12 protein-coding genes are annotated in these 16747 nt (G+C 73.1%); 5 read left to right on the forward strand and 7 right to left on the reverse strand.

Annotation, left to right across the window (positions count from 1 at the left end; all coding sequences use genetic code 11):
• Positions 1-37: 37 nt before the first annotated feature.
• The 5 genes from ACH4E7_RS30045 to ACH4E7_RS30065 form a co-directional block, all read right to left on the reverse strand.
• Entirely contained in the window at positions 38-1531 is a 1494-nt protein-coding gene (locus tag ACH4E7_RS30045) for an MFS transporter (protein ID WP_396252264.1), read from the reverse strand.
• Positions 1524-1916: a VOC family protein gene (locus ACH4E7_RS30050; RefSeq protein ID WP_396252266.1), complete on the reverse strand. Its 393-nt coding sequence runs from the start codon at positions 1914-1916 to the stop codon at positions 1524-1526. Before ACH4E7_RS30050 ends, ACH4E7_RS30045 begins: the two co-directional genes overlap by 8 nt.
• Position 1917: 1 nt before the next feature.
• On the reverse strand, positions 1918-2100 hold the full coding sequence (locus ACH4E7_RS30055) for a CopG family transcriptional regulator (protein WP_396252268.1): 183 nt from the start codon (positions 2098-2100) through the stop codon (positions 1918-1920).
• Positions 2101-2202: 102 nt separating this feature from the next.
• Positions 2203-2607, reverse strand: coding sequence for a hypothetical protein (locus ACH4E7_RS30060; RefSeq protein WP_396252270.1), 405 nt, complete (start codon positions 2605-2607; stop codon positions 2203-2205).
• A gap of 87 nt (positions 2608-2694) precedes the next feature.
• Positions 2695-2988, reverse strand: a complete 294-nt coding sequence (locus tag ACH4E7_RS30065) for a hypothetical protein (RefSeq protein WP_396252272.1) — start codon at positions 2986-2988, stop codon at positions 2695-2697.
• Between the two features lie 245 nt (positions 2989-3233).
• Here ACH4E7_RS30065 and ACH4E7_RS30070 point away from each other — a divergent pair, with 245 nt between their 5' ends.
• A complete protein-coding gene (locus tag ACH4E7_RS30070; protein ID WP_355672404.1) occupies positions 3234-3809 on the forward strand; it encodes a TerD family protein in 576 nt (191 codons plus the stop codon).
• A 76-nt stretch (positions 3810-3885) separates the two neighbouring features.
• Here the strand turns inward: ACH4E7_RS30070 and ACH4E7_RS30075 are convergent, their stop codons facing one another.
• The gene (locus ACH4E7_RS30075) at positions 3886-5130 is read right to left on the reverse strand and encodes a monooxygenase (RefSeq protein ID WP_396252274.1); all 1245 of its coding nucleotides are present in this window, start codon (positions 5128-5130) and stop codon (positions 3886-3888) included.
• A 200-nt stretch (positions 5131-5330) separates the two neighbouring features.
• Between ACH4E7_RS30075 and ACH4E7_RS30080 the strand changes: the two genes are divergently transcribed.
• Positions 5331-7373 carry an FAD-dependent oxidoreductase gene (locus ACH4E7_RS30080; RefSeq protein WP_396252276.1) on the forward strand — a complete coding sequence of 681 codons (2043 nt, stop codon included), beginning with the start codon at positions 5331-5333 and terminating at the stop codon, positions 7371-7373.
• Positions 7374-7522: 149 nt separating this feature from the next.
• Here ACH4E7_RS30080 and ACH4E7_RS30085 read toward each other — a convergent pair whose 3' ends face one another.
• Positions 7523-10699 (reverse strand): putative bifunctional diguanylate cyclase/phosphodiesterase, encoded by a 3177-nt coding sequence (locus ACH4E7_RS30085; protein WP_396252278.1) that lies wholly within the window; start codon positions 10697-10699, stop codon positions 7523-7525.
• 214 nt (positions 10700-10913) lie between these two features.
• Between ACH4E7_RS30085 and ACH4E7_RS30090 the strand changes: the two genes are divergently transcribed.
• The 3 genes from ACH4E7_RS30090 (at position 10914) to ACH4E7_RS30100 (ending at position 16607) form a co-directional block, all read left to right on the forward strand.
• Positions 10914-14189, forward strand: a complete 3276-nt coding sequence (locus ACH4E7_RS30090) for an amino acid adenylation domain-containing protein (RefSeq protein ID WP_396252280.1) — start codon at positions 10914-10916, stop codon at positions 14187-14189.
• Between the two features lie 47 nt (positions 14190-14236).
• Positions 14237-14941, forward strand: a complete 705-nt coding sequence (locus tag ACH4E7_RS30095; protein WP_396252282.1) for a leucyl/phenylalanyl-tRNA--protein transferase — start codon at positions 14237-14239, stop codon at positions 14939-14941.
• Positions 14942-15008: 67 nt separating this feature from the next.
• Positions 15009-16607 carry a hypothetical protein gene (locus ACH4E7_RS30100; protein ID WP_396252284.1) on the forward strand — a complete coding sequence of 533 codons (1599 nt, stop codon included), beginning with the start codon at positions 15009-15011 and terminating at the stop codon, positions 16605-16607.
• Positions 16608-16747 lie beyond the last annotated feature (140 nt).

Genomic DNA, 16747 nt, shown 5'->3' on the forward strand with positions numbered 1-16747 from the left:
AGCGGATCGCCACTGCGCGGCGGATCGCCACGGAGGGTCAGTCGGCCTGGACCGCAGGACGGTCGGCGGCCGACCGGCCGCGGACGGCGGAGAGCACGGCGGCGAGCACCATGATGCCCGTCAGGGTGTAGAACGCCGTGCTCAGGCCGCTGGTGAAGGCCTCCGCGTCCGCCCCGTGCAGGCTGGTGGTGCCGACGAAGACGGCGAAGGCCGTACTTCGCGGCACCGCGTGCGCGGCGACGAGGATCGCGACGGTGAAGGAGAACACCATGCCGACGCTGGCGAAGGTCCGCAGCACGCCGGAGGCGATCCCCAGCCGCTCGGGCGGGGCGGCTTTCATCACGGCCGAGCTGTTGGCCGCGTAGAAGAAGCTCCCGCCAATCATGATCACCGCATTGCCGACCGCCGGCAGCCACAGGCCGCTGCCGGTGGTCATCTGGGCGAACAGCAGCAGCGCGACTACCGAGATGCCCAGCCCGGCGGTCGCCGGCACCACCGGCCCCAGCCGGTCGGCGATCCGCCCGGTGTACGGGCCGACCAGTGCGCCGACCAGGTAGCCCGGCACCAGCAGCAGCGAGGCGGTGATCGGGCTCAGCCCGCGCGGCCCCTGCAGATACATGATCACCAGGAACAACACGGCGAAGCTGCCCAGGCTCTGCAGCATCGAGGCCAGCAGCGAGGGCGTCATCGCGGGGATCCGGAACAGCGATAGGTCCAGGGTCGGTTCCGGGTGCCGCAGTTCGATGAGCGCGAACACCCCGAGCACCGCCACGCCCCCGGCCAGGGCGCCGATCTGCGCGGTGTTCGGCGGCTCGACGGCCAGTTGGGTCATCGCCCAGCTGATGCCGAAGACGCCCAGCCCGAGGGTGGCCATACCCAGCGGGTCCAGCCGCCGCCGCACCCGCTCGCCCCGGTCCCGCAGCACCCTCGCCGCCAGAGCCAGCGCGACCAGGCCGACCGGCAGGTTGATCCAGAAGATCCACCGCCAGGACACGTACGTCACGATGACCCCGCCAAGCAGCACGCCCAGCACCGAACCCAGCGAGAACACCAGCGCGTTGAGCCCGTAGGCGCGGCCGCGCTCCTGCGGCGGGTACAGCTCGGAGATGACGGCGCCGCTGTTGGCGGCGATCAGCGCCGCGCCGAGCCCCTGGACGACGCGGAAGCCGATCATGGCCGGCGCGTTCCAGGCGAGCGCGCAGAGCACCGAGCCGATGGTGAAGACGACGAACCCGGCCTCGTACATCCGCACCCGGCCGTACATGTCGCCGAGCCGGCCCACCTGGGTGGCGAGGACGGTGACCACCAGCAGGTAGGCCACCACCACCCAGGTCACCGAGGTCAGCGAGATGTCCAGGTCGTGCTGGATCTCCGGGAGGGCGAGCACCACGATCGTGCTGTCGATCGCGGCGATCAGCACCCCGATCATCACCACCAGCATGCCCAGGCCGCGGCGTGGCGGGGCCTGCGCCGGGGCGGGAGTGCGCAGTAAGGCGCTGTCCCCGCTCCGGCCGGCCGTACTGTCACGCATGGTCGGGCCCGTCGCCGCCCTCCGGCAGGTCCTCGGCCGGCTGGTCCTTGGCCGGCGCTTGGAGGTTCCAGAGTCGGCCGTCGGGGTCGCGGACGGTCGCCAGCCTGGTCCCGAAATGGGTGTCTTCGAACGGGGTCACCACCTCCACGCCGTCGGCGGCCCGGAAGGCGTCGGCGTCGGCCACCTTCAGCACCAGCTGCAGCGGGGTCTCGCGGTCCGCGGGGACCTCGGAGATGAAGATGGTGGGCCCGTCGCCGTTGCGCAGCTGGCCCGAGTTGTGGCCGGTCTCGAACTCCAGCTCGTAGCCCAGGCTCTGGAAGAACTTCGCGGCCTTGCCCCAGTTGTGGGTCTCCATGAACACGGCTTCGATGCCTTGGGTCGTCATCTCAGTCCTCCTTGGTGGATTCATCGGACGGCTGCTCGGGGGTGGGGGCATCGAGGTAGGCGCGTAGCGCCGCGGCGACCAGCGCCGAGAGCGACAGCTCCTCCTCGATGGCGCGGAACTTGACCTGCTTGATCAAGCCGACCGGCAGGTACACGTTGAACTGCTTCACATCGTCGTCTCCCACGGGGAGACACTAGCACTTTAGCTTGCTAGCAAGGTAGCTGCGCGGAACTTCGGCGCGTTTCGGCGCGGTCCTCGGACGGTGTTCGGCGAGGGTGGCCGGAGGTCAGCGTGCCCGGGGGAAGGGGGCGAGGTCCGGCTCGACCCAGGCGGTGCGTGCCCGCTCGCCGGCCAGGGTCTCGGGCCGGTAGTGGCGGGCGAGCAGGTCCCGGTCGAGCAGCTCGGGGTGGCGGGCGGCGAACTCCTCGAAGTCGCCCGCGCCGTCGGCGTGCTGGGCCATCAGCTCGACCCAGGCCCGGGTCATGGTGACGTGGAACTTCTGCGGCGCCCCGGCCTTGGCGGCAGTGCGCCGGATGCCCTCGCCGATGAGGTCGAGCGCGGCGGTGGCACCGTGGCGGCGGACGGCGAGCCAGGTGAGCCGGACGTGCTGGCGGTGGCCGAAGCGCTCGGCGTCGGCCATCACCTCGCGCAGCAGCCCATCGAAGGCGTCGGGGGCGGTGGGGGAGGTCATGTGGAGGCCTTCGCGCAGGGGGTGGAAGTGGACGGAGGATTGTAGGTTTTCGGGCTTTTCGTCCGCAAACCACCGCTGCGGGCGGCTTCAGCGCGCGGTGTGCTCCGGCATCGGCTGCTCGCCGCCCGCGACCGCCAGCACGCAGGCGAGCGGGTGGTCCGCCCGGCCCGTGCGGTCGAGGGTGACGGCGAGCGGCTGCGGCGGATCCTCGGGCAGCTGGCCGGAGAGCGTCAGCGGGTAGCTGCCGTGGCCGTGGACGCGGTGGAAGGCGCACTCCTTGCCGTCCACCAGCAGCTCGGTCTCGGTGATCCAGCCGGAGCGGACGTTGACGGTGACGGAGTGTCCGGCCCAGTCGACGTGGAAGCTGTACCGCTGGCGCATGGGAACCTCCCGCGAGGGCCTCGCATCAGGGCGAGTCCGCCGAGGCGAACGGAACGGCCGGAGCCAGTCTAGGGCGGCCGCCGCCCGGGGTGCGATGCGGATCATCATCGACGACGTGAGGTGAGGCGGCGGTTCCCGTTCCCGTCCCTGAGAAATCCCCGGGGCAGGGCCCGTCTGCAGGCGGATTCTCGCGATCTCTACAGTGCTGTAGATTCGTCCGCAGGGAGAGATCCGAGGAGGGCATTGTGGGAGTTTCGCTGGCCAAGGGCGGCAACGTCTCGCTGAGCAAGGAGGCGCCCGGTCTGAGCGCCGTGATCGTGGGTCTCGGCTGGGATGTGCGCACCACCACCGGGGCCGACTACGACCTGGACGCCAGTGCGCTGCTGTGCAACGCGCTCGGCAAGGTGGTCTCGGACCAGCACTTCGTCTTCTTCAACAACCTGCGCAGCCCGGAGGGTTCGGTCGAGCACAGCGGCGACAACCTGACCGGTGGCGGCGACGGCGACGACGAGCAGATCAAGGTCGACCTGGCCCGGGTGCCGGCGGACGTCGCCAAGGTCGTCTTCCCGGTGTCGATCTACGACGCCGACGCCCGGCTGCAGAACTTCGGCCAGGTCCGCAACGCCTTCATCCGGATCGTCAACCAGGCCAACGGCCAGGAGATCGCTCGCTACGACCTGAGCGAGGACGCCTCCACCGAGACCGCGATGGTCTTCGGCGAGCTGTACCGCAACGGCGCCGAGTGGAAGTTCCGCGCCATCGGCCAGGGCTACGCCTCCGGCCTGCGCGGCATCGCCACCGACTACGGCGTGAACGTCTGATCCACGCAGTGATCTGAGGGGGGGGTCGGCGGCGTCCGGCCGAGTCGACTGAGCCGGTCCGCCCGGGTGCACCGGCTCAGTCGGTCCGTCCGAGCGCGTGGCCGCCGAAACCCCCGCTGCCGGTGAGCTGTTCCCGCCACCAGGCGGTCATCGCCGGCTCGTCCATGGTCGACCAGTCCGGCGCCTCGGTGACCTGTGCCCGGCCGAGCGTGCGGCCCAGGTCCACCAACGCCAGCCCGGCCGCGCTGGTGTCACGGTCGTACTCGGCCAGCAGGGACGACCAGGACCCGTCGTCGAGCCGTCGCCCGGCCTGCTCGAAGGCGTGCGCGTCCTGCAGCGCCTTCACCGCGCCGCTGGTGTTGTGCGGGCGGACGATGGTCGCCGCGTCGCCGCCGATGAGCAGTCGGCCGGCCGTTCGGCGCGGGGTCGCCAGGTCGTAGACGGGCTGCAGCAGGGTCCGTTCGCGCGGAGTCAGCGCGACCACGCCGGCCCAGTACGGCGGCAGGTGCCGCCGTGCGAACCGCCGGAGCCCGTCCAGCTGTCCGTCGGTGAGGGAGCCCGCCGCGACGGCGGTCGGGCCGTCCAGGCGCAGCCAGTCCGGGGTGGGCGTGTAGAAGACCCAGTTCACCTGGGTGCTCCCGGGGGCGAGTCCGGGGATGCGGTAGATCACGACCTGGCCGCCGCGGTAGCAGACGGTGATGCACTCCTCCTCGGGCCAGACCGAGGCCCCACCGGGCAGTTCGGCCAGCAGCGCGGAGTCGTAGCTGCCGCGCCAGCACACGTACCCGGCGTATTCGGGCACGGCCTGCGGGCAGACGGCCGCGCGGACCACCGATCGGTAACCGTCCGCACCGATCACCAGGTCGTACGGCGTACGGGTGCCGTCCGCCGATTCGACCCACCCGCCGGCGTGGTCGCCGCCGACCGCCGCGACGGTGGTGTCCAGCCGGTACTCCACCGTGTCGGGTGTCCGTTCCCGCAGGGCCTGCCAGAGCACGGCCCAGTGGTGGGAGTGGAACGGGAACGGTTGGGCCCAGAGCAGCCGCCCGCGCCCGTCCGGGCCGTCGCCCCCGCCGGCCGGCTCCCGGGTGACCCAGCTGCGCACGGTGAGGCGGTGGCGGCGGGTGTCCGGGGCGAGGTGTCCGGCGTCGACCAGTTCGGCGAAGCGGTCGTCGTGGGTGCAGATTCCCAGGCCGCGGTCCTCCAGTCGACCGGGGCTGCGCTCCAGCACCACGACCCGTTCCGCGCCCAGCCGGGCGGCGGCGCCGGCGAACGCGCTTCCGGCGATGCTGCCCCCGACCACGGCCACCGAGCCCTGCACGGTCGCCCCCTCTCACGAGTCCCGCGACGTCGGAACACGACGATACGCCGCCCGGCGGGGGCGCGGGGGCGGTACGGCGCCCTCCCGCGCTTCCGCCTGCGCTTGCCCCGTGCCCGGCTATGCAACTAGTTGCATAGCACCTCGACCGTCCCCTACTCTGCGGTAACAATCCCCACTGGCCGCCCCTTCAGGAGACGTCGATGAGCTCCACGCCCGGCAGCAGCCGCTACCCGCACCTGCTCAGCCCGCTCGACCTCGGCTTCACCACCCTGCCCAACCGCGTGATCATGGGCTCGATGCACGTCGGCCTGGAGGAGGCCCCCGGCGGCTACGAGCGGATGGCCGCCTTCTACGCCGAGCGCGCCCGCGGCGGCGTCGGCCTGATCGTCACCGGTGGCATCGCCCCCAACGAGGCCGGGCGCCCCTGGGAGGGCGGCGCGATGCTGACCACCGAGGAGGAGGCCGACAAGCACCGGGTGGTCACCGACGCCGTGCACGCCGCCGGCGGGAAGATAGCCCTGCAGATCCTGCACTTCGGCCGCTACGCCTACCACCGCGACCTGGTCGCCCCCAGCGCCCTGCAGGCCCCGATCAGCCCCTTCGTCCCCAACGAGCTCACCGCCGAGCAGGTCGAGCAGACCGTCGAGGACTTCGCCCGCTGCGCCGAACTCGCCCGGCGGGCCGGCTACGACGGCGTCGAGATCATGGGTTCCGAGGGCTACCTGATCAACGAGTTCATCGTCGCCGCCACCAACCGCCGCGAGGACGAGTGGGGCGGCCCGTACGAGCGCCGGATGCGCTTCCCGGTGGAGATCGTCCGCCGGGTCCGCGAGCGGGTCGGCGAGGACTTCATCATCGTCTACCGGCTCTCCATGCTCGACCTGGTGCCCGGCGGCTCCACCCTCGACGAGGTGATCCAGCTCGCCCAGGCCGTCGAGGCCGCCGGCGCGACCGTCATCAACACCGGCATCGGCTGGCACGAGGCCCGCATCCCCACCATCGCCACCTCCGTGCCGCGCGGCGCCTTCGCCTGGGTCACCAAGCGGGTGATGGGTAAGGTCGGCATCCCGCTGGTCACCACCAACCGCATCAACACCCCGGAGGTCGGCGAGCAGTTGCTCGCCGACGGCTGCGCCGACCTGGTCTCGATGGCCCGCCCGCTGCTCGCCGACGCCGACTTCGTCGCCAAGGCGCGCGACGACCGCGCCGACGCCATCAACACCTGCATCGGCTGCAACCAGGCGTGCCTGGACCACACCTTCAGCCTCCAGATCACCTCCTGCCTGGTGAACCCCCGCGCCTGCCACGAGACCGAACTCGTGCTCTCCGCCACCAAGTCGCGCAAGCGCATCGGCGTCGTCGGAGCCGGACCGGCCGGGCTCGCCTTCGCCGTCTCCGCCGCCGAACGCGGCCACGACATCACCCTGTTCGACGCCGCCGAGGCCGTCGGCGGGCAGCTGAACATCGCCCGGCGCATCCCCGGCAAGGAGGAGTTCGACGAGACGCTGCGCTACTACCGCACCCGGCTGGCCGAGTTGGCCGTCACCCAGCGCCTCGGCGCCGTCGTGACCGCCGAGCAGCTCGCCGCCGAGGGCTTCGAGGAGATCGTCCTCGCGACCGGTGTCACGCCCCGAACTCCCGTCGACATCCCGGGAATCGACCACCCCAGCGTGCTCGGCTACCTGGACGTGCTGCGCGACGGTGCCGCCGTCGGCGAGCGGGTCGCCATCCTCGGCGCGGGCGGGATCGGCTTCGACGTGGCCGAGTTCCTCACCGACCAGGGCGACGAGGCGAGCCTCAACCCGCCGGTGTTCCAGGCCAAGTGGGGCATCGACCCGGAGTACCGCGAGCGCGGCGGACTCCGCACCCCCGAGCGTCCGAAGCCCCCGCGCAGCGTCCACCTGCTGCAGCGTAAGACCACCAAGGTCGGCGCCGGGCTCGGCAAGACCACCGGTTGGATCCACCGCACCGAGCTCAAGCACCGCGGCGTCGCCATGGTCGCCGGCGCGAGCTACGACCTGATCGACGACGCCGGGCTGCACTTCACCGTCGACGGCGAGCGCCAACTCCTGCCCGTGGACACCGTGGTGCTCTGCACCGGCCAGGAGCCGCGCCGCGACCTGTACGAGGCGCTGCGCGAGCTCGGGGTGGCGGCGCACCTGATCGGCGGCGCCGACGTGGCCGCCGAGCTGGACGCCAAGCGGGCGATCAAGCAGGGCACCGAGCTGGCCGCGAGCATCTGACCCCAGGTGGCCGGGCCACCGCCCGGCGTCCCGCCCGCAGCGCACCGCGCTGCGGGCGTCTTCGCCGGTTGCCCGCCATCGGGCAACGGCACATTCTCGCTGCCGGAGACGCCGGGAGGGGCGGCCCCGTCCGTGGAGCCGGACGGGCCTCAGGCCGGTTCGAACGTCGTGCTCCGCACCAGTGCCCGCGCCTGCGGCCCGTCCATCGGGTGCGCGAACAGGTACCCCTGCCCCAGCGGGCACCCCATGGCCGCGAGCAGGTCGCGCTGGTCGGGGTGTTCGATGCCCTCGGCGATGACCTGGACGTCGAGCGTGTCGGCGATCCGGGCGATGCCCTCGACCAGGGCGTACTGCTGGGCGGAGTGGCCGAGGCCGTCGATGAAGGACTTGTCGATCTTCAGGACGGAGATGGGGAACTCCCGCAGGTACGACAGCGACGAGTAGCCGGTTCCGAAGTCGTCGATGGCGAGGCCGACGCCGAGGCCGCCGAGGGTCGCCATGTCGGCGCGCAGGCGGTCGTCGCGGCGCATCAGGACGGACTCGGTGAGCTCCAGGACCAGGGTGTGCGGGTCGATCCCGGAGGTGTCCAGCGCGTGGTGGACGACCTCCAGGAAGCCGGCGTCGCGGAACTGGCGGGCGGAGACGTTGACGTTGACCCGCAGCGGGGGCCGTCCGGCGGCGGCGCGGGCGGCGGAGCTGGTGGCGTGCCAGGCGGCGGCCTCCTGGGCGGCGCGTTCCAGGACCCAGGCGCCGAGCGGGACGATCTGGCCGCTCTCCTCGGCGAGGGCGATGAACTCGTCGGGCAGCACCATGCCGCGCCGGTCGTGCGGCCAGCGGACCAGGGCCTCGAAGCCGACCAGGTCGCCCGTGCTCAGGTCGACGATCGGCTGGTAGTACAGCTGGAAGGCCGATTCCGCGATGGCCAGGTCCAGGTTCTCGTTCAGCTCGTGCCGCTCGACCAGCCCGGCCTGCAGGGCGGGCTGGTAGTGGCACCACTGGCGGCGCCCGGCCGCCTTGGCCGAGTAGAGCGCGAGGTCGGCGTGGGTGAGCAGTTCGGCCGCGTCCAGGCTGTCCTCGGTGGTCGCCACGCCGACGCTGGCGTTGACCCGGACCGCGCCCGCGCTGAGCTTGAACGGTTCGGCGAACACCGCCAGCACCCCGGCCGCGACGGTGTCCACGTCGGTGGGGCAGAGCGCGTCCTCGACCAGCACCGCGAACTCGTCGCCGCCGAGCCGGGCGGCGGTGTCCGAGCTGCGCAGCGCGGTGGAGATCCGCAGCGAGACGGCGACCAGCAGTTCGTCGCCGACCGCGTGGCCCTGGGTGTCGTTGACCACCTTGAAGTCGTCCAGGTCGATGAAGAGCACCCCGGTGACGGCCCCGCTGCGCTCGCCGCGGGAGAGCGCGTGGCCGACCCGGTCCTGGAACAGCACCCGGTTGGCGAGGCCGGTCAGCGAGTCGTGGAAGGCCCGGTGGGTCAGCTCGCGCTCCATCCGGCGCTGCTCGGTCACGTCGCGCAGGGTCAGCACCAGCCCGCCGACGGTCGGGTCCTCGCGCAGGTCGGTGTAGCGGACCTCGACCTCGATCGGGGTGTGGTCCTGGCGCAGCAGTCGCCAGTGCTCGCGCGGCTGGTCGCCCCGGGGCGGGTCGGCCGGGCCGCGCATCCGGGCCAGCGCCTTGCCGACCGCCCGGCTGTCCTCGGGCGGGACGAGGTCGGTGAGCAGGGCGCCGTCCAGGCTCGGGTAGCCGAGCACCCGCTCGGCGGAGGAGGAGGCGTAACGCACGCCGTCGTCCTCGTCGAGGATCAGGATGACGTCGCCGGCGTTCTGCACCAGGGTGCGGAAGTACAGCTCGCTGTTGCGCCGGGTGACCTCCTGGCTCAGCACCACCCGCTCGACGGCCAGCGCGGCCTGGGCGGCCAGGATCTCCAGGGAGCCCCAGAGGCTGGTCAGCTCCTGCTCGGTGCCGGTGACCACCAGTGCGCCGATCACCGGGTCGCCGGAGGGACGCTCGGCCAGGGTGAGCGGGCAGACCAGGGCGGAGGGCATCCGGCCCAGGTGGTCGGGGAGGTTGACGGACCCGACGGGCAGCAGCCGGGTCTCGCGGTCGGCGGCGAGGGCGAGCACCTCGTCGTCGGCGTCCGACGGCGCGGGGTGGTGGTGCGCCGGATCCTGCCCGGCGTGCCGCACGTGCAGCACACCCGACCCGGCCCCCGAACCGCTCCCCGATGCGGCGCCGGAGTCGGTGACGGCGAGCAGGGCGACGTGCCCGGGCTCGGAGGGCATCAGGGCGCAGGCGGCGGACTGGACGGCGTCCGCGACCTCCGGCACGGTGACGGCCGCCGTGAGCCGGGCGCCCGCCTCGCGCAGCGCCCGTTCCCGGGCCACCGCCTGGCGTCGGGCGACCACGACGACGGCCAGTCGGGCCAGCACCAGCAGGTAGAGAAGGGCGGAGAAGGCGCCGATCACGCCCGCGTTGCTGGTGTTCCCGGCCAGTGACTCGATGATCAGGATGGCGGGCGCGATGAGCGAGGCGAGGGTGAGCAGGGTGAGCCGGGAGGCGGAGAGGTCCGGCTGCTGGGTGGGGACCGGTCTGGTCAGCTCGACCATCGAGGGGTGCAGCGCGGCCGCGCCCCAGGCGGCGTAGAAGGCGGCCCAGCCGAGCTCCACGCCGGTGCCGATCTGCCAGGTGCCGTGCAGCTGGATCAGCCCGTAGAGGGTGTCCGCGGTGAGCAGGCCGAGGGCGCCGACGGTGAGCAACTGCAGCGAGCGGGAGTTGCCGCCGCGCGGGGTCAACAGTCGCAGCAGCAGGGCGAGCACGACCACGTCGCCGAGCGGGTAGGCGATCGAGACGGCCTTCTGGAACCAGGAGAGGTCCGGGTTCCGGGCGTACGGGAGGATCAGGTAGATCCAGACCAGCAGGGCGAGGCCGAGGGTGATGATCAGCGCGTCCAGCAGTCCGGCGCGGTCCTGACGGGCCGTTCGCCAGCGGATGAAGCCGAGCAGGCCGACCGCGTACAGCAGGAACTCGGTGAGGTAGAAGCCGTCGGCGACGGACGGGAACGGGTTGTCGAGGTGCAGGATGTCGAGCTGGAGGGCCTGCACCGCCTCGCCCGTGGTGAAGCTCAGGTTGGCCAGCGCCAGGAGGTACCAGAACAGCGGGTGCCGGGGGCGATTGAGCCGGACGCCGACCACGATGGCGGCGACGCCGCCCAGGCCCATGCCCGTCCACCAGATGATCCGCAGCCCCGGGTCGGCGTAGTAGATGCCGGTGAACAGCACCATCCAGAACAGGTAACAGGCCATCAGGCGTTGTCGCCGGCGAGTCAACGAGGCTACCTCCTGCACGACATCACCCCGCCGGTCGGGCGGGGGAGTTCGGGCGAGGGCGGGCTGTGCGCCAAGGGATCGGTGGTGGATCGGCCCACGGGCAACCGTCGTCCGGTGATTTTCCGCAACGGACGTTCTCGGGGTGCCGTGAGTGCGTATAGTCGGAAATGTCGCACCTCCCAGCATTCTGCCGCTTCAGCACGAGGTCAAGCCGGTGGACGACGCAGCGGACAGCGCACAGGGCGTACGAACGGATGTGGGCTCCGGACGTCACGCCGTGGTGCGGAACGACGACGGCCAGTATGCGATCTGGCCGGGGGACTTGACCCTGCCGGGCGGTTGGCGCCCGGTGTACGGGCCGGCCGGGCGGGTCCAGTGCCGGGCCTGGGTGGAACGGGAATGGCGGGGGGCCGGGACTCCGGCGACCCGGGCCGGGTTCGCACAGACGGTGCACGGGCTGTTCCGGGCGCGGGCGGCGCACGACCCGGAGGCGGTCGCGGTGGTGGGCGCGGGGGCGGGCCAGGAGACCACCCTCAGTTACCGCGAGTTGGACGAGCGCAGCGACCGGCTGGCGGGAGCGCTGCGGGCGCACGGGGTGGAGACGGGGCAGGTGGTGCCGGTCTGCCTGGGGCGAAGTCCGGAGCTGGTGGTGGCCTGGCTCGGGGTGCTCAAGGCGGGTGGGGCGTTCCTGCCGCTGGACCCGGCGCACCCGGAGCGGCGGCTCGCGGTGCTGGTGGCGGACTGTGGGGCCCGGGTGGCGGTCACGGACGGCCGCGCATTCGACGGCGTGGAGTCGCTGGGGCCGGATGCCGCCGGGGAGTCGGTCCCGGACGACAGCGCCACTCCGGACGATCTCGCCTACCTGATCTACACCTCCGGCACCACCGGACGCCCCAAGGGCGTGCCGGTCACCCACCGTTCGCTGGTGTTCACCCTCGACCGGGTGATCCACGCCTACGGTCTGGAGCCCGGTGAGCGGGTGCTGCAACTGGCCGCGCTGGGGGCGGACACCGCGCTGGAGCAGGTGTTCTCCGCGCTGCTCCCCGGGGCCGCAGTGGTCCTCGGCGGCGAGGGCGGGACCTGGGCGCCCACCGAGCTCGTCCGGCGGCTGCCCCGGCTCGGCCTGGCCGTCGCCGACTTCACACCCGCGTACTGGCACCACCTGCTCGACCTGCTGCCGCCCGGCGGCCCCGGACCGGAGGGCCTGCGGCTGGTGGTGGTCGGCGGGGACGTGGTGCACGCCGACGACTGCCGCACCTGTCTGCACCGGCTGCCGGGGGTGCGGCTGCTCCACGCGTACGGCGTCACCGAGGCCGCCGTGACCTCCCTGCTCTGCGAGGTCACCCCGGATCTGCTGGACACCCCGACCTCCCCGGTGCCGATCGGGCGGCCGCTGCCCGGCGTGCGGGTGCACGTGCTGGACGAACGGCTGCGGCCGGTCCGGCCCGGCGAGAAGGGCGAGATCCACCTCGGCGGGCCCGGCCTCGCCCGCGGCTACTGGCGGCAGGTCGGGCTCACCGCCGAGTCCTTCCTGCCCGACCCGTACGCGCCGGTGCCGGGCGAGCGGATGTACCGCACCGGTGACGCCGGGCGCTGGCGGGCGGACGGGCGGCTGGAGCTCCTCGGACGCCTCGACGAGCAGGTGAAGGTGCGCGGGCACCGGGTCGACCCGGCCGAGATCGAGGCCGTCCTGGCCGCCCACCCGGACGTGCGGCAGGCCAGGGTCGCCGCCGACGGCAGCGCTCCGGACGGCAGCCGGATCCTCACCGCCTACTACACCCTCGGCGACCCGGCGCTGCGCCCCGAGCGGATCCGGGCGTTCCTCGCGGAGCGGCTGCCCGAGTACCTCGTCCCGGCGGAGTTCGTGCCGTTGGAGGCCATGCCGCTCACGGCGGCCGGGAAGGTCGACCGGCGCCGGCTGCCGTACGCCCCGGTGTGGGCGGCCACCACCGGAGAACCGGGCAGCGCAGAACCGAGCGGCGCAGAACCGAGCGGCGCAGAACCGAGCGCCGGAGAACCGGGCAGCGCAGAGCCGAGCGCCGTGGAGGCTGCCGTCGGGCAGCTGTGGGCGGAGCTGCTCGGCGCCGAACGCGTCGGCCTCGACGACGACTTCTTCGCCCTCGGCGGCACCTCGCTGCTCGCCATGGAGATGCTCGCCCGGGCGCGTCTGATGTTCGGCCTCGACGTCACCCACGTTCGCACCCTCACCCGGGCACTGCTCCGCTCGCCCGTGCTGCGCGCGTTCACGGCCGCGCTGCAGACCGCCCGCGCGGGCGGCGCCGAGTTCTCGGAGGCCGCCGTCGACTGGTACGCCGAGGCCCGACTCACCCACGCCGTCCAGCAGTCCTGGAGCCCGGCGCCCTGCCGGGCCGAGCCCGCCGAGATCCTGCTCACCGGTGCCACCGGCTTCTGCGGAGCGCACCTGCTGCGCGCCCTGCTCGCCACCACCGGGGCGCGCATCCACTGCCTGGTCCGCGCCCCGGACGAGGAACACGCGATGGAGCGGCTGCGCGCCACCCAGCAGCGCTTCCTGCGGCACGACCTCGTGGACTCCCGGGTGGTGCCGCTGGTCGGCGACCTCGCCACCCCCGGGCTCGGCCTGATCATCCCTCAGTTCGACTGGCTGGCCGGGCGCCTGGACGCGGTGTACCACCTCGGCGGGCTGGTCAACTTCCTCTACCCGTACCACCAGCTGCACGCGCCCAACGTCGGCGGCACCCGGGAGATCGTCCGGCTCGCCGGACACAGCCGGGGCATACCCGTGCACTACCTCTCCACCCTCGCCGTGCTCGCCGGGTTCGGCTCCGCCGGAGTCCGGGAGGTCACCGAACGCACCCCGCTCGCCCACCCCGAACGGCTCGGCGTCGGCTACGTCGAGAGCAAGTGGGTCGCCGAGCGGCTGCTGCACAACGCGGCGGCGGACGGTCTGCCGGTCACCGTCCTGCGCACCAACGACGTCACCGGCGACCTCGCGGCCGGGGCGATGAACACCGGCACCGAACTCTGCGCGCTGATCAAGTACTTCGCCGACAGCGGCACCTACCCGGACGTGCGACTCCCGTTGGACTTCGTCCCGGCCGACCGCTTCAGCCGCGCGGTCGCCCACATCACCGCCCACGCACCCGCCGACGGCGAGGTCTACCACCTCACCTCGCCCCGACCGGCCGGGCTCGACGACCTCGCGGACCGGCTCCGGGCGCGCGGCCACCGGATCGCCGAACTGCCGTACCGGGGCTGGGTACAGCGCCTGGTCCGGTTCGCCGCCGCGCACCCGACCCACCCGATCACACCGTTCGTACCGCTGTTCGTGGACCGGGCACCGGGAACGGAACTGTCCATCAGCGAACTGTACTTCCCACCGGTGTTCCCGCGGTTCGACCGGGCGAACGCGGAGGCGGCGCTGGAGGGGAGCGGGATCGAACTGCCGGACGTGGACGCCGGGTTGCTGGACCACTACCTGGGGCGGCTGGAGGCGCAGGGGTTCCTCTGAGTGCCTTCGACCGGCTGGGCGCCCAACTCGGGCCCGGAGAACGGCCGGTGGCCTTCGGCGGCGCGCTCGGACCGGTGGAGCTGCTCGCGGCGTACCGGCGCGGCCTGTTCCCGCTGCCGGCGGCCGACGTGTACGCCCGCGCGTACAACGAGGCGCTGTACGGGGAGGCGGTCGAGTCGGGCGAGTTGCCGGTGCTGCCCGGCGGGGCGGACCCCTACGCGCTGGCGTGGTGGTCGCCGGACCCGCGGCCGGTGCTGCGCCCCGACGCCGTGCGGCTGCCGCGCCGGCTCGCCCGGCGGCTGCGCGGCGCGGCGCGGTGGTCGACGACCGCCGACCAGGCCTTCGGTGTGGTGCTCGACGCCTGTGCCGAAGGGCGTGAACCGGCCTGGCTCACAGTGGAGTTGGCCGAAACGCTGACAGAGCTGAACGCGCAGGGCGTGGCGCACAGTGTGGAGGTGTGGGAGGGGGAGGAGCTGGTCGGCGGGGTGTTCGGGGTGGCCGTCGGGTCGGTGCTGAGCCTGGACTCGATGTTCCACCGCCGTCCGGACGCCGCCCGGGTCGCGGTCGCCGACCTCGGGGCCCGGTTCGGCGCGGCGGGCGGGCGGCTGCTGGACGCCCAGTGGGACGGGCCGTACATCCGCAGCCTCGGCGCGGAGCCGATGGCGCGCTCCCGCTACCTCGCCGAGCTGGCCGGATCCGCGTCGACCGGCCCGCTGACGGGCGATCGGCTGCCCGTGGCGCGGCTCGTTTGACCTGCGGTTCCGCGCCGCCTTGGCCTGTCTTCGACAAACATATTCCTCGTCAGTAACATAGCGTTGCGTGTTCAAACCCTCGATAGGCAGGGCCGCGCCCGCCGCCCTGCTCACCCTCATCCTCGCCGGAACGGCCGCGTGCGGGCCGACCAGCCCGAGCACCACCCCGCAGGCCGCCGTCGAACCGGCCGCCGCCACCGGCACCGCCGCCGGCACCAGCGCGACCGCCGCCGGGGGCAGCCCGGCCGCCGCCGCGGCCGGCGGCACTGCGCGCGCCCGCGCCGGAACCCCGGCCTCGGCCAGCCCGTCCACGGGCACCGCGCAGGTCACCACCGCGCCGGCCGACGACAAGCAGGCCGCGATCGGCAGCCCGGGCAAGGACGGCGGCGCCGTCACGGCCGCCACCAAGGCTCTCCAACTCACTTCGTACGACCCGGGGAAGGGCACGGCCGTCCTGACGGCCTCGGGCCCGACGGCCTCCCCGACCGCCTCGCCGACGGCCTCCCCGACCGCCTCGCCGACTGCCTCGCCGACGGCCTCGTCCTCGGCCGCTCCCTCGGCGTCCGCCACTGCGGCCCCCAGCGCGTCCGCCACCGCCACCGCTGCGGCCGCCGCCGTCCAGCCCGGCCAGCTGATCGCCAGCCCGCCCACCGCCGCCGCGCCGCAGGGCGCGCTGGTCGCCGTCACCGGCGTCAACCAGGGCGCGGGCAACACCCTCAACCTGACCACCCGCCCGGCCACCCTCTCCGAGCTGCTCGGCGGCACCGAGGCGGACGGCCAGGTCCCGGTCGACGTCCACGGCATCAAGGTCACGCCGCTGGTCAAGGACCTCAAGGCGACCGTCGGCGCCGACCTCAACGGGGTGAAGGCGGACGCCTCCGGCACCCTGGAGGTCAACGTCAAGGCCCCCGTGCCGCTGCCCGAGGGCGCGAGCCTGGACGCCTCCGGCTCCCTCCAGCTGCACCCGGCCGTCCACTTCGCCTACCACGGCGCGCAGGCCGGCAGCCCGCGCACCGCGTCCATCGGCTTCGACCTGGGCGCCCACGCGCAGTGGAAGGTCACCGGCGACGTCGCCCGCAACACCGGAGCCGCGCCGATCCGGGTGCCCTTCGCCAAGCTGCAGGCCAGCCCGGTGCTGACCGTCGCGGGCCTGCCCGTGGTGGTCAACCTCGGCCTCACCTGCTACTTGGAGGTCAGCGCCGACGGCCAGGTCCACCTGGAGACCGAGCAGGACGCCGCCGGCACCTGGACCGTCCGCGCCGACTACACCGGCGGCAAGGGCTGGACCTCGTCCACCAACGCCGACACCAAGGTCTCCCCGGTCCACGTCCGCCTCAACGGCAAGGCCGCCGTCCGCGCCGCCCTCGGCGCCGAGGTCAGCGTCGGCCTGTACGACACCGTCGGTGTCGAGGCCACCGTCGCCCCCTACCTGAGCGCCAAGGCCGAGGGCTCCCTCGCCGTGGACCTCCCCGGCAACGGTCCGCAGGTCCAGGGCAGTTGGGCTCTGGTCGGCGGCATCGACCTGAACGGCGCGCTGACCGCCCACCTGAAGATCTTCGGTACCCCGATCATCGAGGGCAAGCTCCCGCTGCCGCCGTTCCACAAGGAATGGCCCCTGCTGACCGGCTCGGCGTCCCTGCCGTCCCCGCGTCCGAGCAGCACCTGATCAATCACAGCTGAGACGAGGAGTGGGGAGTCGGCCGGGGCGCCATCCCCCACCACATTAGTTGTGGGGGGCGGGGGCAGTCCGCGATCGCCGGGGAGACCGGGGTGCACAAAGATAGGAAGAGCCTCGGGGGGGGGCAG

The sequence above is a fragment of the Kitasatospora sp. NPDC018058 genome (genome assembly GCF_044327205.1).
Lineage (GTDB): Bacteria > Actinomycetota > Actinomycetes > Streptomycetales > Streptomycetaceae > Kitasatospora.